Origin of the sequence: Ottowia sp. (genome assembly GCF_046348305.1) — a bacterium.
GTDB lineage: Bacteria > Pseudomonadota > Gammaproteobacteria > Burkholderiales > Burkholderiaceae_C > Ottowia.
The window spans coordinates 50,513-73,439 of the sequence record NZ_JAXMEM010000006.1 but is presented as its reverse complement, the minus strand read 5'-3'; the positions used below and the strand labels follow the sequence as shown (position 1 = coordinate 73,439).

The following is a 22,927-nucleotide window of genomic DNA, read 5'->3' as shown; positions in this document are numbered from 1 at the left end:
CGCCCAGATAAAATCAGCCTTTCGCTTGCGCCCGGTCCCAGTCAGCGATCGGGCGCCCTCGGTGCATTGCCTGCGCCCCGCCGTTTGCCATCTTGTCGACCGTGACCCAGCACATCCATTTCTTCGAAGGCGGCAACGCCCTGAGCGAATTTCGCGCCCAAGGCCTGCTGCGCCGCCTGCAGGCGGTCGAGCCTGGCATCGACGCGGTGAGCGCGCGCTTCGTGCACCTGGCCGGCTTCGAGGCCGCGCCGGCGCCGCAGACGCTGCAGCGCCTGGGCGAACTGCTGACCTACGGTGAGCCGGCCGCGCCTGAGACGAGCGAGGGCGCGGCGAACTGGGTCGTCACGCCGCGCCTGGGCACGGTGTCGCCCTGGGCGTCCAAGGCCAGCGACATCGCGCGCAACTGCGGCCTGGCCGTCACGCGCGTGGAGCGTATCGTTGAATATAAAATCGGCCTCAAGCGCCCGCTGATCAAGCGCAAGCAGCTATCAAAAGAGCAGCATGTCGCACTGGCCGCGCTGCTGCACGACCGCATGACCGAAAGCGTGCTGGCGCGCCGCGAGGACGCCCGCCAGCTCTTCACCGCGCTGACGCCCGAGCCGCTGGCGCACGTGGACGTGTTGCACGACGGCCGCGTGGCGTTGGAGCGCGCCAACACCGACTGGGGCCTGGCACTGGCGCTTGACGAGATCGACTACCTGGTCGAAGGCTTCACCCGGCTGGGGCGCAACCCCACCGACGTCGAGCTGATGATGTTCGCCCAGGCCAACAGCGAGCACTGCCGCCACAAGATCTTCAACGCCGACTGGCGCATCGACGGCGTGGCGCAGCAGCACAGCCTGTTTGCCATGATTCGCCACACGCACCGGCAAAACCCGCAGCACACGGTGGTGGCCTACAGCGACAACGCGGCGGTGATGGAAGGGCACACCTGCGAGGTTTTTGATGCCAAATCGGCCTCTGGCCCAGATGGAGCAGGCGCAAGCAGCTATCAAAAACACAGTGATGTGCGCCACGTGCTGATGAAGGTGGAGACGCACAACCACCCCACGGCGATCAGTCCCTTTCCGGGTGCCAGCACCGGCGCCGGCGGCGAGATCCGCGACGAGGGCGCCACCGGGCGCGGCGCGCGGCCCAAGGCGGGGCTGACGGGCTTCACGGTGTCGCGGCTGTGGGATTCGAGCGTCGGCAAGCCCGAGCACATGGCCAGCGCCTTGCAGATCATGACCGAGGGCCCGCTGGGTGGCGCGGCCTTCAACAACGAGTTTGGCCGGCCCAACCTGCTGGGCTACTTTCGCGAGTACGAGCTGGCGGTGGGCGAGGGCGCGGACGCCGTGCAGCGCGGCTACCACAAGCCCATCATGATCGCCGGCGGCTTGGGCCACATCGACGCGCGCCTCACGCACAAGATCGAGTTTGCGGCCGGCAGCCTGCTGATTCAGTTGGGCGGGCCGGGCATGAAGATCGGCATGGGCGGCGGCGCGGCGAGTTCGCTGGCCAGCGGCGCCAACGCGGCGCAGCTGGACTTCGATTCGGTGCAGCGCGGCAACCCCGAGATCGAGCGGCGCGCGCAGGAGGTCATCACCCAATGCCAGGCGCTGGGCGATGGCAATCCCATCCTGGCCATTCACGACGTGGGCGCGGGCGGTCTGTCCAACGCCTTTCCCGAGCTGGTCAACGACGCCGGGCGTGGTGCGCGCTTTGATCTGCGCGCGATCCCGCTGGAGGAATCCGGCCTGGCGCCCAAGGAAATCTGGTGCAACGAAAGCCAGGAGCGCTATGTGCTGGCCATCGCGCCCGAGTCGCTGGCGCAATTCGAGTCGCTTTGCGCGCGCGAGCGCTGCCCGTTTGCGGTGGTGGGGGTGGCGACCGAGGAACGGCAATTGATCGTCGGCGATGTGGGCTTGCCCCTTCCCCCTCTGGGGGAAGGCAGGGATGGGGGCCAGCGCGCCCACGCCGGCGCCGTCGTGCCCCCACCCCAACCCTCCCCCAGCGGGGGAGGGAGCCAAGAACCTCCTCTCCCGCTTGTGGGAGAGGGCAGGGGTGAGGGTGCGGCGGTGGACATGCCGCTGGACGTCCTCTTGGGCAAGCCCCCCAAGATGCAGCGCGACGTCACGACCGTGGCGCGCCAATTCAAGCCGCTCGAACTGCACGACCTGAGCCTGCAAGACGCCGTCATCCAGGTGCTGAGCCACCCCACGGTCGCCAGCAAGCGCTTTCTCGTCACCATCGGCGACCGCACGGTGGGCGGCCTCACGCACCGCGATCAAATGGTCGGCCCCTGGCAGCTGCCGGTGGCCGACTGCGCGGTCACGCTGGCCGACTACGCGGGCTTTGCCGGCGAGGCCATGAGCATGGGCGAGCGCACGCCACTGGCCGCGCTCGATGCACCCGCGTCGGGCCGCATGGCCGTCGCCGAGGCCATCACCAACCTGCTGGCGGCGCCGATCGAGCTGGCGCGCGTCAAGCTGTCGGCCAACTGGATGGCGGCTTGCGGCGAGCCGGGCGAGGACGCCGACTTGTACGCCACCGCCCGGGCCGTGGGCCTGGAGCTGTGCCCCGCGCTGGGCGTGAGCATCCCGGTGGGCAAGGACAGCCTGTCCATGCGCACGCAGTGGACGGACGACGCGGGCGCCGCGCGCAAGGTGGTCTCGCCCGTCAGCCTGATCGTCAGCGCCTTCGCCAGCGTGGCGGATGTGCGCGGCACGCTGACGCCCCAACTCGATCGCGATGAGGCCGACAGCTCGCTGATCCTGATCGACCTGGGCCGCGGGCGCAACCGCCTGGCCGGCAGCGTGCTGGCGCAAACCCAGGGCCAAAGCGGTTGCCCGTTGGTGGACGGCGTGCCCGACCTGGCCGATGCGCAGGATTTGAAAGCACTGGTGGTCGCCATCAACCAGTTGCGCACCGACGGAAAAATCCTGGCCTATCACGACCGCAGCGACGGCGGCCTGCTGGCCACCGTGGCCGAGATGGCTTTTGCCGGCCAGGTGGGCGTGGCACTGAACGTGGACATGCTGCTGCAAGAGGGCGACGGCGTGAACGACAGCCACATGGAGTCGGGCGAGGGCAAGGAGTGGACCAAGCAGGTCAGCGGCCGGCGCGACTGGCTGACGCTGAAGGCCCTGTTTGCCGAGGAGTTGGGCGTGGTGCTGCAGGTGCGCACGGCCGATCGCAACCAAGTCATGCAGGTGCTGCGCACGCACGGCCTGTCCCGCCACAGCCACATCATCGGCAAGACGCGGCCGGCCTCGTCGGGCATCGACAAGGGCAAGGGGCAGCTCAGCGTGTGGCGCGACGCCCGGGAAGTTTTCAGCGCCTCGCTGCACGATCTGCAGCAGGTTTGGGACAGCGTGAGCTGGAAGATCGCGCAGGGGCGCGACAACCCGGAATGTGCCGACGCCGAACATGCGGCGGCGGGCGCGCCGGATGATCCGGGCTTGCATGTGCATCTGACGTTTGACCCACTCCTTCCCCCTCTGGGGGAAGGCAGGGATGGGGGCCAGCGCTCGCAGCCTGGCACCGCCGCGCCCCCACCCCAACCCTCCCCCAGCGGGGGAGGGAGCCAGAGCACGCCCGGTCAGCTGCGGGCCGCGCCCAAAGTCGCCATCCTGCGCGAGCAAGGCGTCAACTCCCACGTCGAGATGGCCTACGCCTTCACCGAGGCGGGCTTTACGGCCTTCGACGTGCACATGACCGACCTGCAGGCGGGCCGCGTGCAGCTGTCCGACTTCCAGGGCCTGGTGGCCTGCGGCGGCTTCAGCTATGGCGACACGCTGGGCGCGGGTGTGGGCTGGGCGCGCTCGATCACCTTCAACGCGCGCCTGGCCGACCAGTTCAAGGCCTTCTTCGGCCGCGCCGACACCTTCGCCCTGGGCGTGTGCAATGGCTGCCAGATGTTTGCCGAGCTGGCCGACATCATCCCCGGCGCGCAGGCCTGGCCGCGCTTTACCACCAACCGCAGCGAGCGCTTCGAGGCGCGCCTGTCCATGGTGGAGGTACTCGATTCGCCCAGCCTGTTCTTTGCCGGCATGGCGGGCAGCCGGCTGCCGATCGCGGTGGCGCACGGCGAGGGCTACGCCAACTTCAGCCAGCGCGGCGACGCGGCGCAGGTCATTGCCGCCATGCGCTTTGTGGACCACCACGGCCAGGCCACCGAGCAATATCCCTTCAATCCCAACGGCAGCGCAGGCGGGCTGACGGCGGTGACCACGTTTGACGGGCGCTTCACGGCGCTGATGCCGCACCCTGAGAGGGTGTTTCGCAACGTCCAGATGAGCTGGACGTCGCTGGACGCCAGCGGCTTCAGCCCCTGGATGCAGCTGTGGCGCAACGCCCGCAAATGGCTGGGCTGACGCACCGACCCCTGATCAGATGCGCGTCAGCAGCAGCGCGCCCATGTAGATGAAGTAGGCGGCGACGAAGAGCATGCCTTCGATGCGCGACATCGTGAGGCCGCTCTTGAACACCGGAAAGCAGGCCAGCGCCGCGCCGGCGGCCATCGGCAGGTCGATGAACAGGAGTTCGCGGCTGACGTCGATCGGGCGTGGCGACACCAGCATCACCGCGCCCAGGATCGCCAGGATGTTGTACACGCCGCTGCCCAGCAGGTTGCCGATGGCCACGTCGCGGTCGCCGCGCACCGTGGCCACCACGGTGGTGACCAGCTCGGGCGAGGAGGTGCCCAGCGCGACGATGCTCAGGCCGATGACCGCGTCCGACACGCCGAAGGCCGTGGCCAGTGCCGACGCGCCCGCCACCAGCAGGTCGGCGCCCCAGATGGTCAGCGCGATCGCCACCGCCAGCAGCATGCCGTGCCGCGCGAACGTCTTGCCGCGCTCGGCCGGCGGCAGCGGCGGCTGGGCGTATTCGTGCGCGAATTCGGGGGCCACCGCGCGCCGGTCGCGCCGGCTCGACTGCACGATCAGCGCGGTGTAGAACATCGCCGCCAGCACCAGCAGCGCGCCTTCGGCACGGGTCAGCACGCCGTCCAGCGACATGATGACCAGCGCCAGCGCGGCGCCGATCATGGCCGGCACCTCCAGCCGCAGGCTGTGGGGCTGGATCGGCAGCGGCCGGATGGCCGCGCTCAGGCCGAGCACCAGCAGCAGCACCAGGATGTTGGCGCCGGCCACGTTGCCCACCGCCAGCGCGCCCTTGCCCTCGGCGGCCGCGGTGATGCCCACCGCCAGCTCGGGCAGGCTGGTGCCGATGGCCACCACCGTCAGGCCGATGACGATGGGGCGCACACGCAGCATGTTGGCGATGCGCGTGGCGCTGCGCAGCAGCAGCTCGGCGCCCAGCACGACGAGCGCCAGGCCCGCCAGGAACACCAGTGCCGGGTGCATGGACGTCATGCGGCTTGCCCTGCCGGCGCGGGCGCGCACGCACGCTGGCGGCGCCAGGCCTTTTCCAGCTCCACCGCCACGAAGACCAGCGCCGCCAGCGCGATGCACAGCGCCAGCTCCCATGCGTCCAGTGGCTCGGTCTTGAAGATGGGGTTGAGCCAGGGCACGTAGATCGTCGCCAGCTGCAGCACGAACGTGAGTGCCACCGCACCCAGCAGCGGCAGGTTGCTGCGCAGGCCCTGCGTGAACAGTGAATCGGTCTCGGAGCGGATCGCCAGCACGTGCGCCATCTGGCCCAGCGTGAGCACCGTGAACACCATCGTCTGCCAGTGCGTGTACTCGGCCTCGATGGCCCAGTCCTGCAGGCCCAGGCACAGCGCGGCCAGCAGCGCGCCGACCAGCACGATGTGCCAGCCCATGCCGTGGGCGAACAGGCTTTCCTTGGGCGGGCGCGGCGGGCGGCGCATGACGCCGCGCTCCTCGGGCTCTGCCGCCAGCGCCAGGCCGGGCAGCCCGTCGGTCACCAGGTTGACCCACAGGATGTGGATCGGCAGCAGCGGCAGCGGCAGGCCGAACAGCGGCGCCAGCGACAGCGTCAGCACCTCGGCCGAATTGCCGGTCATGGCGTAGCGCACGAACTTGCGGATGTTGTCGTAGATGCGCCGGCCCTCGCGCACGGCGCCGACGATGGTGGCGAAGTTGTCGTCCAGCAGCACCAGGGCGGAGGCCTCGCGCGCCACGTCGGTGCCGCCCTTGCCCATGGCCACGCCGATGTCGGCCGCCTTCAGCGCCGGCGCGTCGTTCACGCCATCGCCCGTCATGGCGACAAACCGCCCGTGCGACTGCAACGCCTGCACGATGCGGATCTTCTGCGCCGGATCGACCCGGGCGTACACGCGCACGTCGAGCACGCGCTGCTTCAGCGCGGCCTCATCGAGTTCGCCGAGCTGCGCGCCGGTCAGCACCGCGGCACCGGCGTCGGGCACGATGTGCAGCCGCCGGGCGATCGCCAGCGCGGTGGCCGGGTGGTCGCCGGTGATCATGATCGGCGTGATGCCGGCGCTGATGCAGTCGCGCACTGCTGCCTCTGCCTCCGCGCGCGGCGGGTCGATCAGGCCGATCAGGCCGATCAGTGCCAGGTCGCCTTCAATGGCCTCGACATCCGGCTCGGTCGGCAGCTGCGGCCAGGCGCGGCAGGCAAAGGCCATCACGCGCAGGCCCTGCGCGGCCAGGCGCTCGACTTCGGCCAGCACGGCGTCGGGGTCGAGCGGCTGCGGCCCCGCCGGCGACCAGTGCGCCGTGCAGCGCGGCACCACGCTCTCGGGCGCGCCCTTGGTGAAGGCTTCGAACGCCGTGCCCTCGCGATGGAAGGTGGTCATGCGCTTGCGGTCGGAGTCGAACGGCAGCTCGCGCACGCGCGGCGTTTCGTCTTCCAGCTCGGGCTTGATCAGCTCGGCCTGCGCGGCGACGGCCGTCAGCGCGGTCTCGGTCGGGTCACCCTGCCAGACGATGCAACCGGCGGCATCGGTGTCGCCGCTTGGGCAGGCGTCGTTGCACAGCGCGGCGGCGCGCAGCAGCTGCAGGTGCGTGGGCGAAGGCGCGCTCTGCTCGGCGTCGTCTGCCGCCGGGCGCCAGGGCTGGCCAGCGGCCAGCACCACCTCGGCATGCATGCGGTTTTGCGTCAGCGTGCCAGTCTTGTCGGAGCAGATCACGCTGACCGAACCCAGCGTTTCCACGGCCGGCAGGCGGCGGATCAGTGCGTTGAAGTCGGCCATGCGCCGCGCGCCGACGGCCAGCAGCACCGTGACGACGGCGGGCAACGCCTCGGGAATGGCCGCCACGGCCAGGCTGATGGCGGTCAGCAGCATCAGCAGGGGCGGCTCGCCGCGCAGCAGGCCGAAGCCGAACAGCAGGGCGCAGATCAGCAGCACGAGCAGCGACAGCTGCTTGGAAAAGCGCGCCAACCGCAGCTGCAACGGCGTGCTGCGGTCGGCGGCCTCGTTCAGCAGGCCGGCCACCTTGCCCAGTTCGGTGGCCATGCCGGTGGCGACCACCACGCCGCGCGCGCGGCCGTTGGTCACGGTGGTGCCCTTGAAGCCCAGGTTGACCCGATCGCCCAGGGCCAGCCCCGCGCCGGTGAGGGTACCGGTGCGCTTTTCGACGGTGACCGATTCTCCCGTCAGCGTCGACTCGTCCACCTTCAGTTGCGCCGCCTGCAGCAGGCGCAGGTCGGCCGGGATCTGGTTGCCGGCCTCCAGCAGCACGATGTCGCCTGGCACCAACTGCGCCGCGGGTACCGATTGCGCCTGGCCGCCGCGCAGCACCTGCGCCTGTGCGGCGGCCAGCTGGCGCAAAGCCGCAATGGCCTGGTCGGCGCGGCGCGCCTGCGTGAAGCCGATCACCGCGTTCAGCACCACGATGACCAGGATGACCAGCGTGTCGACCCATTCGCCCACGGCGCCCGACACCAGCGCCGCCGCCAGCAGCACCAGGATCATGAAGTCCTTGAATTGATCGAGCAGCAAGGCGGGCCAGGGGCGTGCCTGCTGAGTGGCCAGTTCGTTGGTACCGTGCCGTGCCAGCCGGCGCGCCGCTTCTTCCGCGGTCAGGCCGTGGTCGAGGTCGGCCCGTTGGGCGTGCAGAACCTCGCTGCCAGTTTTCAGGTGCCAGTCGTCATCGGCGGCGGGGGGAACGGGCGGGGCGTCAACCATGAATGCGTGGCGGGCGTCGGGCGGGCGGGCGGGGAATGCCCCATTCTGCACGATGAACGACGGGTCGACGGCGGGCCAATCGTTGCCGGATGTTGGCCGGTGCGGGGCGAGCCAGGACAAGGGGTGCGCCCGGCGCTACCATGCTGGGCTGCGCGCATGACAACTTGCGTGACTGCCCGCCGGGCAGGCATGCGCGCGACGTTTGCGGCTTCTTCGATGAACACCCCTCTTGCCACCCACCCCGGCGCGGCGCCGGCGGGCGACTCCACGCGCTACCGCGTGCTCTACGCCATCAGCTTCTCGCACTTTCTCAACGACATGATCCAGTCGTTGATCCTGGCGATCTATCCCATGCTCAAGGGCGAGTTCAGCCTGAGCTTCGGGCAGATCGGGCTGATCACGCTGACCTACCAGTTGACGGCCTCGCTCTTGCAGCCGCTGGTCGGCCTGTACACCGACCGGTATCCCAAGCCGCATTCGCTGGCTTTCGGCATGGGCTCGACGCTGTGCGGCCTGCTGCTGCTGTCGGTGGCGCCCAATTTTGCGACGGTACTGGTGGCTGCGGCGCTGGTGGGCACGGGCTCGTCGGTGTTTCACCCCGAGTCCTCGCGCATCGCGCGGCTGGCCTCGGGCGGGCAGCCGGGTCTGGCGCAGTCGATCTTTCAGGTCGGCGGCAATACCGGCAGCGCGGTCGGCCCCCTGCTGGCCGCGGCCATCGTGATGCCGCACGGGCAGGGCGCCATTGCCTGGTTCGGGCTGGCGGCGCTGGTGGCCATTGCCGTGCTGTGGCAGATCGGCACCTGGTACAAGACGCAGCATCTGGGCGCCGCGCGTGCCAAAAAACCGGCGGCGGTCCTGGTCAGCCCGGTACCACCGCGCACGGTGGCCATGGCCATCGGAGTGCTGCTGGTGCTGATCTTCTCCAAGTATTTCTACCTGACCAGCCTGACCAGCTACTACACGTTTTATCTGATCACGCGCTTTGGCGTGTCGGTGCAGTCGGCGCAGGTGTACCTGTTCATCTTTTTGTTCGCGGTGGCGGCGGGCACGCTGGCGGGCGGGCCGATCGGCGACCGCATCGGGCGCAAGCGCGTGATCTGGGGCTCGATCCTGGGCGTGGCGCCATTCACGCTGGTCATGCCCTATGTGGGCTTGACCTGGACCATCATCCTGAGCTTTGTCATCGGCCTGATCATCGCCTCGGCGTTTTCGGCCATCCTGGTGTTTGCGCAGGAGCTGATGCCGGGCAAGGTGGGCGCGGTGTCGGGCATGTTCTTCGGCTTTGCCTTTGGCATGGGCGGCATTGGCGCGGCGGTGCTGGGTGCGCTGGCCGACCGGCACGGCATCGTGTTCGTCTACCACCTGTGCGCATACTTGCCCCTGCTGGGCCTGCTGACGGTGTTGCTGCCCGACATCCGCCAGCACCGGCCGACGGCGTCGGCGTCGCCCTGTTGAGACGGTTCACTCTGCGTCGCTTCGATCCGGATCGGCGGGCTCGGGCGCACGCACGCTGAGCACCGGCACCGGCGAGACCTTGGCCAGGCGCAGCGCCGACGAGCGGGTGCTGCCGCTTTCCAGCAGGCTGTGCGGGTGCTGGCCGATGATGACCAGGTCGCAGCCCTCGGACTCGATCAGCTCCAGCATGCCCTGCACGGCGTCGCCTTCCTCGGCAATCGCCACTTCGTGCGACAGGCCCGCCTCGGCCAGCAGCGCCACGGCCGGCGCCACCAGCTCTTGCGCGGCGCCGATCACCATCTGCGCCAGCCGGCTCGGGTCGCGCGCCGTGATCACCTCGTAGAAGCTGGCCGGCTCCTGCACGTTGGCCGCGACGAAATGCGCCTGCAGGCCGTTTTGGCACAGCCGAATGGCAAAGCGTGCCTGATCCAGCGACAGCGCGGTGCCGTCCAGCGGCAGCAAAATCTTCAGGGTCATGACAAAAGCCTCCTTGCGGCTCGATGGGCAGATGGTGGAGCTTATCTCCTCGCCGAATTGCCCCCCGCCCGGTGCGGCAATCCCGCGCGGCGCGTGCAGGGGCGAGGTCTGCTAAATTCCCCACGTTCCTGAAACATCTTGAAAGGCCCTCCCATGCGTCGCACCCTGCTCAAAACCCTGGCCCTGGCTCCGGCGGTGCTGGCCTTTCCACGCGTGTGGGCCCAGGCGGGCAAGCCCGAGAAGTCCAAGCTGACGATTGCCGTGGGCGGCAAGAACCTGTTTTACTACCTGCCGCTCACCATCGCCGAGCAGTTGGGCCATTTCAAGGACGAGGGCCTGCAGGTCGAGATTCCGGACTTCGCCGGCGGCTCCAAGGCGCTGCAGGCGCTGGTGGGCGGCAGCGCCGACGTGGTGTCGGGTGCCTACGAGCACACCATCAACATGCAGGCCAAGAACCAGTTCATCGAGTCCTTCGTGCTGCAGGGGCGCGCGCCGCAGATCGTGCTGGCCGTCTCCACCAAGACCATGCCCGACTACAAGAGCCTGGCCGACCTCAAGGGCAAGAAGATCGGCGTGACCGCGCCCGGCTCGTCCACCTCGATGATGGCCAGCTATGTGCTGGCCAAGGCCGGCATCAAGCCCAGCGAGGTGTCCTTCATCGGCGTGGGCGCAGCCAGTGGCGCCATCACCGCCGTCAAGTCGGGGCAGGTGGACGCCATCGCCAACCTCGACCCGGTCATCACCATGCTGCAGCGCGACAAGCTGATCAAGGTGGTGGCCGACACCCGCACGCTCAAGGACACGCAGGCCGTGTACGGCGGCCCCATGCCGGCGGCCGTGCTTTACACGCACGGCAAGTTCGTGCAGGAGAACCCCAACACCACGCAGGCGCTGGCCAACGCCATGGTGCACGCGCTGCGCTGGCTGACCAAGGCCGGCCCGTCCGACATCGTCAAGACCGTGCCCGAGTCCTACCTGCTGGGTGACCGCGCGCTGTACCTGGCCGCGTGGGAGAACGTGCGCGAGGCCATCTCGCCCGACGGCATCATGCCCGAGGCCGGCCCCGCCACGGCGCTGCGCATGCTCAAGACCTTCGAGCCCAGCCTGGCCGACAAGAGCATCGACCTGGCCAAGACCTACACCAACGCCTTTGCGCGCAAGGCCGACGTCAAGTATTCCTGATCCATTACTCTTTATTTCATAGCTGCCTGCGCTTGATGGACGGGCGTCAGAGCCCTGTTTGACTTGAAACCCGCTGCCGTTCCCGCCCTCGACTTGCAGGCCATCACCTGCGTCTTCACCAGCCGCGACGCACCCGGGCAGCGCTACACGGCGGTGCAGGACACCGACCTGGCCGTGGCGCCGGGCGAGTTCGTCTCGGTCGTCGGCCCCACGGGCTGCGGCAAGAGCACGCTGCTGAACATCGGCGCCGGCCTGCTGGCGCCCTCGCGTGGGCGGGTGTCGGTGTTTGGCGAGCCCTTGCAAGGGATCAACCGCCGCGCCGGCTACATGTTCCAGGCCGAGTCGCTGATGCCCTGGAAGACCGCGCTGGACAACGTGATGGCCGGCCTGGTGTTTGCCGGCGTGCCCGCGTCCGAGGCCGACGCCCGGGCGCGCGCCTGGCTGGCGCGCGTGGGCCTGGCAGGCTTCGAGGACCGCTATCCGCACCAGCTTTCGGGCGGCATGCGCAAGCGCGTGGCCATGGCGCAGACGCTGATCATGGATCCGGACATCATCCTGATGGACGAGCCGTTTTCGGCACTCGACGTGCAGACCCGGCAACTCATGGAAAACGAGCTGCTCGACCTGTGGGCCGAACCGCCGCAGGGCAAGAGCGGCGCCGCCGCGCAGGGCCGGGCGGTGCTGTTCATCACGCACGACCTGGACGAGGCCATCGCGCTGTCCGACCGTGTGGTGGTGCTGTCGGCCGGGCCGGCCACGCACCCCATCGGCGAGTTCGTGATCGACCTGCCGCGTCCGCGCAACGTGGCCGAAATCCGCAACCAGCCGCGCTTTGTCGACCTGCACGCGCAAATCTGGGCCGTGCTGCGCGACGAGGTGCTCAAGGGCTACGACCAACAAAAACGGAAGGTGGCCTGAGCATGAGCCACTTCAAGCTGCGCGCCTGGCAGATCGGCCTGCTGATCCTCATCGTGGGCGTGTGGGCCTGGGCGTCCAATGCGTCGGACACCGTCGCCTTCTTTTTCGGCCGCCCGCAAATGGTGGCGCAACGTCTGTGGGCCTGGTTCGTCACCAACGGCGACATCTACCGCCACATGTGGGTCACCCTGGTCGAGACGCTGCTGGCCTTCGGCATCGGCACGCTGGCGGGCCTGGGCGTGGGCCTGTGGCTGGCGCTGGCGCCCTTTGCCTCGGCCGTGCTCGACCCGTACCTGAAGGCCGCCAACGCCATGCCGCGCGTCATCCTGGCGCCCATCTTCGCGCTGTGGTTTGGCCTGGGGATCTGGTCCAAGGTGGCGCTGGCCGTCACGCTGGTGTTCTTCATCGTGTTCTTCAACGTCTACCAGGGCGTGCGCGAGGTCAGCCCCGTGGTGCTGTCCAACGCCCGCATGCTGGGCGCCAGCCGGCGCGACCTGATGCGCCACGTGTACGTGCCCAGCGCCATGAGCTGGGTGTTCTCCAGCCTGCACAGCTCGGTCGGCCTGGCCTTTGTCGGTGCGGTGGTGGGCGAATACCTGGGCTCGGCCAGCGGCGTCGGCTACCTCATCCTGCAGGCCGAGGGCAGCTTCGACGTCGACACCGTGGTCGCCGGCATCGTGCTGCTGACGGCCCTTGCGCTGGTGCTGGACGGCCTGGTCGGCGTGGCCGAGCGGCGGCTGATGAAGTGGCAGCCGAGCAGTGGACAGACGGAAAAGCTGTAGGCCTGGCCAGCACCCGCTGCGCCCCAGCGCCGCACGGAACACCGGGCTTGCAGCGCAGGGCAACGCCTAGAATTTCAGTTTCCCGTGCCCCCAACCATGCAACACCAAAAAATCCTCATCCTCGACTTCGGCTCCCAGGTCACCCAACTCATCGCCCGCCGCGTGCGCGAGGCCAAGGTGTATTGCGAGGTGCACCCCTGCGACGTCAGTGACGAATGGGTGCGCCAATACGCCGCCGACGGCCAGCTCAAGGGCGTGATCCTCTCGGGCAGCCATGCCAGCACCACCGAGGAGAGCACCGACCGCGCGCCGCAAGCGGTGTTCGAACTGGGCCTGCCGGTGCTGGGCATCTGCTACGGCATGCAGACCATGGCGCAGCAATTGGGCGGCAAGGTCGAGGGCGGCCACACGCGCGAATTCGGCTATGCCGAGGTGCGCGCGCGCGGGCACACGGCGCTCTTGAAAGACATTGCCGACTTCACCACGCCCGAGGGCCACGGCATGCTCAAGGTGTGGATGAGCCATGGCGACAAGGTCACCGCGCTGCCGCCGGGCTTCAAGCTGATGGCCAGCACGCCCAGTTGCCCCATCGCCGGCATGGCAGATGAAGCGCGGCAGTTCTACGCCGTGCAGTTTCACCCCGAGGTCACACACACGGTGCAGGGCAGGGCGCTGCTCGAGCGCTTCGTGCTGGGCATCTGCGGCGCGCGCGCCGACTGGGACATGCGCGGCCACGTCGAAGAAGCGGTGCAGGCCATCCGCCAGCAGGTGGGTGACGAGGAAGTCATCCTGGGCCTGTCCGGCGGGGTCGATTCCAGCGTGGCCGCCGCGCTGATCCACCGCGCCATCGGCGATCAACTGACCTGCGTGTTTGTCGACCACGGCCTGCTGCGGCTGAATGAAGGCGACATGGTGATGGACATGTTCGTCGGCAAACTGCACGCCAAGGTCATCCGCGTGGACGCCGCCGAGCAGTTTCTGGGCCACCTGAAGGGTGTGAGCGAGCCCGAGCAAAAGCGCAAGATCATCGGGCGCGAGTTTGTCGAGGTTTTCAAGGCCGAGGCTGCCAAACTCAAGGCCGGCGGCGGCGGAAAGACTGGAATTGACGGCCGACCGGCCGTCAAGGGCGCCACCTTTCTGGCCCAGGGCACCATCTATCCCGACGTGATCGAATCCGGCGGCGCCAAGAGCAAGAAGGCCGTCACCATCAAGAGCCACCACAACGTCGGCGGCCTGCCCGAGCAACTGGGCCTCAAATTGCTGGAGCCGCTGCGCGATCTGTTCAAGGACGAGGTGCGCGAGCTGGGCGTGGCCCTGGGCCTGCCGCCCGAGATGGTGTATCGCCACCCCTTCCCGGGCCCGGGCCTGGGCGTGCGCATTCTGGGCGAAGTGAAGAAAGAATACGCCGACCTGCTGCGCCGCGCCGACGCCATCTTCATCGACGAACTGCGCACCACCCGCGACGAAGCCAGCGGCAAGACCTGGTACGAGCTGACCAGCCAGGCTTTCGCGGTCTTTCTGCCGGTCAAGAGCGTGGGCGTGATGGGCGACGGCCGCACCTACGACTACGTGGTGGCCTTGCGCGCCGTGCAGACCACCGACTTCATGACCGCCGACTGGGCCGAGCTGCCCTATGCGCTGCTCAAGAAGGTGTCGAGCCGCATCATCAACGAAGTACGCGGCATCAACCGCGTGACCTACGACATCAGCAGCAAGCCGCCGGCGACGATTGAGTGGGAGTGAGCATGGTGCGCAGCTCGCTCCACCACTCCTTTTCACGATAGAGATCCAGCCATGAGCACCTTTGCCTTGCGCCTGCCCGAGTCGCTGTATGCCCATGCCAAGCTGTTGGCCGAACAGGATCAGGCGTCGCTCAATCAGTTCATCACGGTGGCTGTCGCCGAGAAGGTGTCTGCCTTGCAAACGGCAGAATTTTTTGCCCAGCGTGCAGGCAAGTCAAAGAAAGGCGACTTGGCCAAGTTCTTGCTCAAAGTCAAACCCCGCACGCCGCTGGCGGGTGACGAATTGCCGAAGTAGCTTGGTTTTTGCGTTGCTGCCAAGCTGGCCGCATGAACAAGATTGGGCGATGGGCCCTGGCATCTGACTCAGGGCGGATCAAAAAAAGTGAGAGGGAATACGCATGCCGTGGCTGCAATGGCACCAGCGCGATGAAGATTTGAAGGCCACGGCCCAGACGCCGTACCGCCTGCTGCAACCGGTGCAGTCGCTGGCGTATGGCGATGAAGACGCGCCCAACATGCTGATCCAGGGCGACAACCTGCAAGCCCTGAAGGCGCTGCTGCCCTACTACGCGGGGCAGGTCAAATGCATCTTCATCGACCCGCCGTACAACACGAAAAGCGCGTTCGAGCATTACGACGACAACCTGGAGCACGCCCAGTGGCTGTCGATGATGTACCCGCGCATGGTGCTGCTGCGCGAGTTGCTGAGCGAGGACGGCTCGATCTGGATCACCCTGGACGACAACGAGGCGCATTACTTCAAGGTGATGTGTGATGAGGTTTTTGGGCGGAAGAATTTCGTTGCAAACGTGATATGGCAAAAAGCTTACGGCCCGCGTAGCAATGCGCATTTGATTTCAGACTCACATGATCATGTCTTCGTCTATGCCAAGCAAAAAGACTTGGCAAAGTTCGGCTTACTTGACCGCTCAGACGAACAAACAGCCAAGTATCAGAACCCCGATAACGACCCACGTGGTCTGTGGAAGCCAGAGAACTCGTCTATCAGCCTGTTGTCCGGGCAACGTGGTCGCCAGTTTGCCCAGACGGGACATAGCGAAAACATCTTCGAGATCATTGGCCCGGATGGCACCAAACACCTGCCTCCCAAGGGGCGATGCTGGGTATTCGGCCCAGCGAAGTTCAAAAATTTGCTGGCAGACGGGAGAATCGTCTTCGGCCGCGATGGAACTGGGCGCCCATCCGTAAAAAAATTCCTATCCGAGATTTCGCAGGGTGTTCTTCCACAATCCGTTTGGCTTCACGATGAGGTAGGGCACAACCAAGAGTCAAGCCGAGAAATTCGGGAAATATCGCCGGAGAATCCATTTTCGACCCCGAAACCCGAAAGACTTCTACAACGAATAATTCGCCTCGCTACCAATCCCGGCGACCTCATCCTCGACAGCTTCCTCGGCTCCGGCACCACCGCCGCCGTGGCGCACAAGATGGGTCGGCGCTGGATCGGTATCGAAATGGGCGAGCACGCGCGCACCCATTGCCAGCCGCGTCTGGCCAAGGTCGTCGATGGCGAGCAGGGTGGCATTTCCGCTGCGGTGGGTTGGCAGGGCGGCGGCGGTTTTCGCTTCTACCAACTCGGCCCCAAGGTGTTCGACGACCGGGGGCGTATCAACCCCGAGATCAAGTTCGAGCACCTGGCCGCGCACATCTGGTTTGCCGAAACCGGCACCGCGCGCAGCACGCGCGCGATGAAGTCGCCGCTGCTGGGCGTGCACGGCGGCACGGCTTATTACCTGCTCTACAACGGCATTCTGGGCGACCTAACACTTGCGGGCGGCAACATGCTGACCCTGAAGCTGCTGGCCAGCCTGCCCGCGCACGACGGGCCGATGGTGATCTACGGCGAGGGCACGAACCTGAGCGACGAGCGCCTGCGCTCGCTGGGCATCACGTTCAAGAAGACGCCCAACGACATCCGGGCGAGGTGACGGCATGGACTTGAAGGACTACCAGGACAAGTCGCTCACAAAGCTGGGCGACTTTCTGCGCGCCGCGCGCGCCGATGGCATTGCCCAGGCCTTTGCCGCACACGCCCACCCGGACACCAAGACCATGCTGGCGCCCGAGTACCGCGCCCTGCGCGACAAGGAGGGTGCGGAGCTGCCCAGCCTGCGCGGCGTGCCCTATGTGGCCATTCGCATCCCCACCGGCGGCGGCAAGACGCTGATGGGCGCGCACTTTATCCGCTGCGCGGCCGACCATTGGCTGGAGCGTGAGCGCCCGCTGGTGGTGTGGCTGGTGCCCAGCCGCACCATCAAGCGGCAGACGCTGGACGCCTTCAAGAACCGCCGCCACCCCTACCGCCTGGAGCTGGACGCGGCCTTTGGCGGCCAGGTAGCGGTGCTCGACAGCGACGAGATCGAGCAACTGACGCCGCAGGAGCTGGCCACGCGCACCTGCATCGTCGTTGCCACCATGGCGGCGGCGCGCGTGCACGACATCGACATCCGCGACTTCTACGCGCACAAGGAGGCGCTGGAGCCGCACTTCATCGCCTTGCCGAAAGACGCGCGCTTGCCCGAGCTGGAGCCGACCGAGGACGGCAAGGGGCCGCGTTTTTCCTTTGCCAACCTGTTGCGCCTGCACCGCCCGCTGGTGATTACCGACGAGGCGCACAACGCCAGCAGCGAGCTGTCTGCCACGGTGTACGAGCGCCTGGCGCCCAGCGCCATCATCGAGCTCACGGCCACGCCGGACATGGCCACCAGCAATGTGCTGGTGCGGGTGTCGGCATCGCAGCTGTATGCCGAGCAAATGATCAAGCTGCCGGTGCTGCTGGAAGAGCACCTGGACGGCTGGGACGTGGCCCTGCGCCACGCGTTGCTGCGGCGGCAGGAGCTGGAAGAGGCGGCGAAGAAGGAGCCGGACTACATCCGCCCGATTCTGCTGGTGCAGGCCGAGCACAAGGGCGGCGAGGCCACGGTGGACGTTATCTATGACCACCTGACCGGCGAGGACGGCGAGCGCATCGACAAAAGCTGGGTGAAGATCGCCACCGGTGAGCAGCGCGAGCTGGATGGCATCGACCTGTTTTCCGCCGATTGCCCGGTGCGCGTCATCATCACCATGGAGGCGCTCAAGGAGGGCTGGGACTGCTCGTTCGCCTACGTGCTGTGCTCGGTGTCGGGCACCAAATCGGCCACGGCCATCGAGCAGCTGCTGGGCCGCGTGCTGCGCATGCCGTATGCACGCACGCGCACGCAGGCGGCGCTGAACAAGGCCTATGCGCATGTGGTCTCGCCGTACTTCGGCGCCAAGGCGGTGGAGTTCACTGACCATCTGGAAAGCATGGGGTTTTCAAGGTTGGAAGCGGCGCAAAGCGTGCCCGTGCAGCCTTCGCTGCTTGCCGATGTCGGTGAGCACCCGGCCTTGCGAGTCGAATCGCTGCGCTTCACGGCGGCCAAGAGGCCGGACCTGGCCAATGTGCCGGCGGCGGACCTGCGCCACATCAGTATTCAACCGGCCGAGGAGGCGGGCAAGTTCACGGTGGAAGTCAGAGGCGCGGTGCAGCCCGAGAGCGTGGAGGCCATCGCCAAGGTGTTTACCGGCAAGGTCAGGGAGCAGGTGCGCACCGCGCTGGAGCAGCACAACACGCGCGCCAACCTGCGCCAGACGCCGGCGCAAAAGGGCGTGAAGTTCGAGGTGCCGCAGCTGGCGATTCAGTTTGGCGAGCGCGTGGTGCCGGTCGAAAACGACCTGCTGGTGGAGGACGGTTTCTGGAATCCGGCCGATAGCGCGGGCACGCTGGATACCTTGAGTTTCGACACGCGCACGCAGACCTGGGAAATCGACATCGGCGAAAAGGCGGTACAGATGCACATGGTGCAGGAGCCGCAGACCGAATACCTGTCTGGTCTGTCTGGCGACTGGGAGGAAGCCGACCTGCTGGTGTGGCTGGAAGGCCGGGTGGTGCAGAACAACGTGCGCCAAGAGGTGATGATGGCCTGGATAGCCCAGGCCATCGCGCCGCTCAGGCACAAGGGCTACAGCCTGGGGCAACTGGTGCGCGGGCGTTTCATCATCGCGCGCCGCCTGCTGGCGCTGCTGGACGAGGCCAAAGCCCAACGTGGCAACCAGGCGCACCAGCGCCTGTTCGAGTTGGAAGAGGTGGTGGTGGACCCTGCCGTGGTGTTCCGCTTTGCCGACATGGCCTATCCCATGCGCTCGCCTTGCCCAGCGCCGCACGACTGGCCCAAGCACTATTACGCGGTGCCGGGCGACCTGCCGTTTCGCCGCAAGGACGGCGCGCTGGCCGAGGAATACCGTTGCGCGCTGGCCATCGAGCGCAACCCCGAGGTGGACATGTGGGTGCGCAACCTGGCGCACCCGACGCAGTTCCGCTTTCCGACCGCGACAGGCTTCACCTACCCCGACTTCGTCGCCAAGCTGCGGGACGGGCGGATTTTCGTCATCGAGTACAAGGGCGAGGATCGCTACGACCACCCGAAGAACGTCGCCAAGCGCGCCGTCGGCGAGTTGTGGGCGCGCAAGTACCCGAACGGGCTCTACCTGATGCCGAGTGACAGGGGCACAGCAGGTCGCGACATCGACCAGCAGATTGCGCATGCCATAGCCAGGTAATGGGCGGCGATAGGCCTGGGTGCGATATTTGAACGTGTTGTGCTGGTCGTATGCACGCTACGACTGGATGCGCCGGATCAAATTGACTTGCCATTGAAAAAGTTGTACAAATCGTGGCGTGGCTACGACTAATTCAAGCAAGTTAAACACGCTCTACACCCGGCTGGCACCGGGAACGCCGCTGACCTCCGAGGACTTGGCGGCGTTGGGCATCTCTGCCGACCTGGCCGTTCACTATGTCCGGGCAGGGTGGCTCACGCGCCTGGCGCGGGGGGTGTTCTGCCGCCCCAACGATCCCCCAGTGCTCCATCCCAGCCTGCTGCTGTTGCAGCGCCAATTCGAGGGGCTGCACGTCGGCGGCAAGTCGGCATTGGACTGGTACGGTGTGCGGCAGTACGTCTCTCAGCAGCCGGTGCTGCACCTGTATGGCTGGAAGGCAGCGCGCTTGCCGCAATGGTTCACCGAACGCTTCCCGGCCGAGTACCACCGCAAACGGCTGTTCGATGAGCAGCCGGAGGCCTTGCTTCACGTCGGCCCGTTCGAGCAGCGCAGCGGGGCGCCGCAGGTGTCGGCGCCAGAGCGCGCCCTGCTTGAGCTGCTCTCCGAAGTCGGCGTGCGCCAGCCCTTGCAGGAAGCCCGCGAACTCGTCGAAAGTGCGTACAACCTGCGTGCCGACGTGCTGCGCGAGTTGTTGCAGCATTGCACGAGCGTCAAGACCGTGCGGCTGTGCCTGCAACTCGGCCGCGAGGCGTCGCTGCCTTGGGCGGCCAAGCTCGACCCGGCCGCGCTGCCGACGGGCAGCGACCGGCCCTGGGTGTCTCGATCGGCCCATGGCCTGCTGGTGCTCAAGCCATGAACCAGACGTATCTCGATACCGCGCGCCTGCTGACGCAGGTGGCGCCACTGGTGTTCGTGGACGATACCTTTGCCCTGAAGGGCGGTACGGCGATCAATCTGTTCGTGCGCGACATGCCGCGCTTGTCGGTCGATCTCGATCTGGTCTTTCCCGATCACACCTTGCCGCGCGACGAGGCACTGGCGCGCATCAACGAGGCCATTCGCCAGGCTGCCGAGCGGTTGAAGAAGCGAGGATTCCAGACACACGCGCCAGCGGCAGCGGCAGGGGAGACCAAGCTGCTGGTGCGGCGTGGCTCGATTCAGGTCAAGGTCGAAGTCAATTTCGTCATGCGCGGCACGGTGCGGCCGGTGCGCCGGGGGAAATGTTCATCTGACCCCATTTATCCATTTATCTCAGTTAGATCAAGCCGACCCCAGACTCCATCGGCTTGGAGTAAAACTGTTCGCCCGTGACCAGAATTACACGAACGGACTTTCGAGCCGCATCTTTCGCTTCGGCTAGGCTCAAAGGTATTGTCGCTACCAAGGGCTCGGCAACACTCAGAAGTCTCGGGAGCGAACCTTCTGCCGAAAATCGATCGTACTCAGTGATGATGCCACCTAGGAGGTGTCCAGTCTCTCGAACGCCGATCGATGAAATCGTGACCGGGCGGCGAGAGTTGTTCGTTATCACGACCTCGATCCAGGCTCGCGTGGCTTCGATTGAAGTGGTATGGAAGCCAGGAGGCACATCGGTGCAAACCTTCGATGCCACGTGCACATTGGCCACATCCAACGCTTGAGCAATGCTGACTGAACGGTGGGCTGCCAAGGCAGAAAATGCTGCAGCCGTAGCGCTGAAAATCGCGGTCATCAATGTGGTGCGCTCCGAGAAGCTCCCCCCATAGGTGGCCACCAACCCTAGGGTACTCGCGCCGATTGCAACAAGCACAAAGGAGGTCCAGTCCAAACGCTTGAGCCATCCTCTCCACTCAAACGTCCTCATCCACGATGCCCATCTGACGCGCTTCATAGCCTCCCCTGTTTGCGCTCAACCACGGTGGATTTGTGGAATTGGTGGAATTGGTGTCAGATCAACATTTCCATGCGAGCACGACACGCATGAGAAAGTCAACTGCACGTTTACTCCACCGCATCCGCCGGCTGCCGCTGCAGCATGGCCAGGATGTTGGCAATCTTCTCGCGCAGCTCGCGCCGGTCGCAGATGAAATCGACCGCGCCCTTGGTCTGCAAGAACTCGGCGCGCTGAAAGCCCTCGGGCAGGGTCACGCGCACGGTGTTTTCGATCACGCGCGGGCCGGCAAAGCCGATCAGGGCCTTGGGCTCGGCGATCACCACGTCGCCGACGAAGGCAAAGCCGGCCGACACGCCGCCCATGGTGGGGTCGGTCAGCACGCTGATGTAGGGCAGGCCCTTCTTGGCCAGGCGGGTGAGGGCGGCGTTGGTCTTGGCCATTTGCATCAGGCTCATCAGGCCCTCCTGCATGCGCGCGCCGCCGGTGGCGGTAAAGCAGATGAAGGGCACTTTCTGCTCGATGGCGGTGTGCACGCCGCGCGCAAAGCGCTCGCCCACCACGCTGCCCATGCTGCCGCCCATGAAGTCGAACTCGAAGGCGGCGGCCACCACGCTGATGCTCTTGACGGCGCCGCCCATGACGACGAGCGCGTCGGTCTCGCCGGTGTTTTCCATGGCCTCCTTGATGCGCTCGGGGTACTTGCGGCTGTCCTTGAACTTGAGCGCATCGACGGGCACCACCTCTTGTCCGATCTCGTAGCGGCCTTCGCCGTCGAGGAACACGTTGAGCCGCTCGCGCGCACCGATGCGGTGGTGGTGGCCACAGTGCGGGCAAACGTTCTGGTTTTGCTCCAGGTCGGTCTTGTACAGCACGGTGTCGCACTCGGGGCACTTGATCCACAGGCCCTCGGGCATCTGGCGGCGCTCGGACGCGTCGCTGGGTTGGATCTTGGGGGGCAGCAGTTTTTCGAGCCAGCTCATGACGGGTTCCTTGAAGGTCGGCGCGGATTATGCGTCGAGTGCGGCGCGGATCGGGCGCAGGAAATCGGCCGCGGCGGCGGCCACGCGCTCGTGCGGTTGATTTTCGATTGCCTGGATCAGGCGGGTGCCGATGACCACCGCGTCGGCCACGCGGCCGATGGCGCGGGCGGTCTCGGCGTCGCGGATGCCGAAGCCCACGCCGACGGGGATTTGCACGTGCTGGCGGATGCGCGGCAGCATGGCCTCCACCTCGGCGGTGTTGAGCGCGCCCGATCCGGTGACGCCCTTGAGCGAGACGTAGTACACGTAGCCGCTGGCCACCTGCGCCACTTGCTGCATGCGCGCGTCGGTGGAGGTGGGGGCCAGCAGAAAAATCAGGTCCATGCCGGCGGCCTTGAGCGCGGCGGAAAACTCGGCGCATTCCTCGGGCGGGTAGTCCACCACCAGCACGCCGTCCACGCCGCACGCCGCCGCATCGCGCACGAAGGCGCCGGCGCCATGGGCGAGGTCGTAGCGCTCGATCGGGTTGGCGTAGCCCATCAGCACCACGGGGGTGGTCTTGTCTTTGGCGCGAAAGGTCTTGACCATGGCCAGCACCTGCGTGAGGCCAATGCCCAGGGCGAGGGCGCGATCGCCGGCTTTCTGGATCACCGGGCCGTCGGCGCTGGGGTCGGAGAAGGGCACGCCCAGCTCGATCACGTCGGCGCCGGCGGCCACCATGCCGTGCATCAGCGCGGGGGTGATGTCGGCGTAAGGGAAGCCGGCCGTGACGTAGGGGATCAGGGCCTTGCGGCCTTGCGACTTGAGGGTGGCGAAGGTGGTGGCGATGCGGCTCATTGGATAACCTCCGTGCTTTG

14 protein-coding genes and 2 pseudogenes are annotated in these 22,927 nt (G+C 66.8%); 11 read left to right on the top strand and 5 right to left on the bottom strand.

The window, feature by feature from the left end:
* The first annotated feature begins 101 nt into the window (after positions 1-101).
* Positions 102-4,355, top strand: a complete 4,254-nt coding sequence (gene purL, locus U1F38_RS08035; RefSeq protein WP_409986540.1) for a phosphoribosylformylglycinamidine synthase — start codon at positions 102-104, stop codon at positions 4,353-4,355.
* A gap of 15 nt (positions 4,356-4,370) precedes the next feature.
* Here purL and U1F38_RS08030 read toward each other — a convergent pair whose 3' ends face one another.
* Together U1F38_RS08030 and U1F38_RS08025 are read right to left on the bottom strand one after the other, a co-directional pair.
* Positions 4,371-5,357 (bottom strand): calcium/sodium antiporter, encoded by a 987-nt coding sequence (locus U1F38_RS08030; RefSeq protein ID WP_409986539.1) that lies wholly within the window; start codon positions 5,355-5,357, stop codon positions 4,371-4,373.
* Entirely contained in the window at positions 5,354-8,059 is a 2,706-nt protein-coding gene (locus U1F38_RS08025) for a cation-translocating P-type ATPase (RefSeq protein ID WP_409986538.1), read from the bottom strand. The genes U1F38_RS08030 and U1F38_RS08025 overlap by 4 nt, the downstream gene beginning before the upstream one ends.
* Before the next feature lie 216 nt (positions 8,060-8,275).
* Between U1F38_RS08025 and U1F38_RS08020 the strand changes: the two genes are divergently transcribed.
* Entirely contained in the window at positions 8,276-9,514 is a 1,239-nt protein-coding gene (locus U1F38_RS08020) for an MFS transporter (RefSeq protein WP_409986537.1), read from the top strand.
* A 6-nt stretch (positions 9,515-9,520) separates the two neighbouring features.
* On the opposite strand, the gene U1F38_RS08015 is transcribed toward U1F38_RS08020, so the two are convergent.
* Positions 9,521-9,991 carry a universal stress protein gene (locus tag U1F38_RS08015; protein WP_409986536.1) on the bottom strand — a complete coding sequence of 157 codons (471 nt, stop codon included), beginning with the start codon at positions 9,989-9,991 and terminating at the stop codon, positions 9,521-9,523.
* 153 nt (positions 9,992-10,144) lie between these two features.
* On the opposite strand from U1F38_RS08015, the gene U1F38_RS08010 reads away from it, so the two are divergent.
* The 9 genes and pseudogenes from U1F38_RS08010 to U1F38_RS07970 form a co-directional block, all read left to right on the top strand.
* Entirely contained in the window at positions 10,145-11,173 is a 1,029-nt protein-coding gene (locus U1F38_RS08010; protein ID WP_409986535.1) for an ABC transporter substrate-binding protein, read from the top strand.
* Positions 11,174-11,236: 63 nt separating this feature from the next.
* Positions 11,237-12,091, top strand: a complete 855-nt coding sequence (locus U1F38_RS08005; RefSeq protein ID WP_409986534.1) for an ABC transporter ATP-binding protein — start codon at positions 11,237-11,239, stop codon at positions 12,089-12,091.
* Between the two features lie 2 nt (positions 12,092-12,093).
* Entirely contained in the window at positions 12,094-12,873 is a 780-nt protein-coding gene (locus U1F38_RS08000; RefSeq protein ID WP_409986533.1) for an ABC transporter permease, read from the top strand.
* Positions 12,874-12,969: 96 nt separating this feature from the next.
* Positions 12,970-14,616 carry a glutamine-hydrolyzing GMP synthase gene (guaA, locus tag U1F38_RS07995; protein ID WP_409986532.1) on the top strand — a complete coding sequence of 549 codons (1,647 nt, stop codon included), beginning with the start codon at positions 12,970-12,972 and terminating at the stop codon, positions 14,614-14,616.
* 18 nt (positions 14,617-14,634) lie between these two features.
* A pseudogene (locus U1F38_RS07990) lies at positions 14,635-14,910 on the top strand (toxin-antitoxin system HicB family antitoxin); the annotation flags it as partial.
* Between the two features lie 103 nt (positions 14,911-15,013).
* Positions 15,014-16,564, top strand: a complete 1,551-nt coding sequence (locus U1F38_RS07985; RefSeq protein WP_409986531.1) for a site-specific DNA-methyltransferase — start codon at positions 15,014-15,016, stop codon at positions 16,562-16,564.
* 4 nt (positions 16,565-16,568) lie between these two features.
* Positions 16,569-19,217, top strand: coding sequence for a DEAD/DEAH box helicase (locus U1F38_RS07980; protein ID WP_409986530.1), 2,649 nt, complete (start codon positions 16,569-16,571; stop codon positions 19,215-19,217).
* Between the two features lie 118 nt (positions 19,218-19,335).
* Positions 19,336-20,073 (top strand): type IV toxin-antitoxin system AbiEi family antitoxin domain-containing protein, encoded by a 738-nt coding sequence (locus U1F38_RS07975; RefSeq protein ID WP_409986529.1) that lies wholly within the window; start codon positions 19,336-19,338, stop codon positions 20,071-20,073.
* Positions 20,070-20,432 (top strand): annotated as a pseudogene (locus U1F38_RS07970) (nucleotidyl transferase AbiEii/AbiGii toxin family protein); the annotation flags it as partial. The gene U1F38_RS07975 and the pseudogene U1F38_RS07970, both read left to right, overlap by 4 nt.
* Before the next feature lie 765 nt (positions 20,433-21,197).
* Here U1F38_RS07970 and accD read toward each other — a convergent pair.
* Both accD and trpA read right to left on the bottom strand, forming a co-directional pair.
* Positions 21,198-22,070, bottom strand: a complete 873-nt coding sequence (gene accD, locus U1F38_RS07965; RefSeq protein ID WP_409986528.1) for an acetyl-CoA carboxylase, carboxyltransferase subunit beta — start codon at positions 22,068-22,070, stop codon at positions 21,198-21,200.
* Positions 22,071-22,097: 27 nt separating this feature from the next.
* Positions 22,098-22,907: a tryptophan synthase subunit alpha gene (gene trpA / locus U1F38_RS07960; protein WP_409986527.1), complete on the bottom strand. Its 810-nt coding sequence runs from the start codon at positions 22,905-22,907 to the stop codon at positions 22,098-22,100.
* Between the last annotated feature and the right edge of the window lie 20 nt (positions 22,908-22,927).

Bases quoted from the DNA above. Each gene is read 5' to 3' on its own strand.
- U1F38_RS08030 (WP_409986539.1), bottom strand. From the start codon at position 5,357: ATGACGTCCATGCACCCGGCACTGGTGTTCCTGGCGGGCCTGGCGCTC.
- U1F38_RS08025 (WP_409986538.1), bottom strand. From the start codon at position 8,059: ATGGTTGACGCCCCGCCCGTTCCCCCCGCCGCCGATGACGACTGGCAC.
- U1F38_RS08020 (WP_409986537.1), top strand. From the start codon at position 8,276: ATGAACACCCCTCTTGCCACCCACCCCGGCGCGGCGCCGGCGGGCGAC.
- U1F38_RS08015 (WP_409986536.1), bottom strand. From the start codon at position 9,991: ATGACCCTGAAGATTTTGCTGCCGCTGGACGGCACCGCGCTGTCGCTG.
- U1F38_RS08010 (WP_409986535.1), top strand. From the start codon at position 10,145: ATGCGTCGCACCCTGCTCAAAACCCTGGCCCTGGCTCCGGCGGTGCTG.
- U1F38_RS08000 (WP_409986533.1), top strand. From the start codon at position 12,094: ATGAGCCACTTCAAGCTGCGCGCCTGGCAGATCGGCCTGCTGATCCTC.
- guaA (WP_409986532.1), top strand. From the start codon at position 12,970: ATGCAACACCAAAAAATCCTCATCCTCGACTTCGGCTCCCAGGTCACC.
- U1F38_RS07985 (WP_409986531.1), top strand. From the start codon at position 15,014: ATGCCGTGGCTGCAATGGCACCAGCGCGATGAAGATTTGAAGGCCACG.
- U1F38_RS07980 (WP_409986530.1), top strand. From the start codon at position 16,569: ATGGACTTGAAGGACTACCAGGACAAGTCGCTCACAAAGCTGGGCGAC.
- accD (WP_409986528.1), bottom strand. From the start codon at position 22,070: ATGAGCTGGCTCGAAAAACTGCTGCCCCCCAAGATCCAACCCAGCGAC.
- trpA (WP_409986527.1), bottom strand. From the start codon at position 22,907: ATGAGCCGCATCGCCACCACCTTCGCCACCCTCAAGTCGCAAGGCCGC.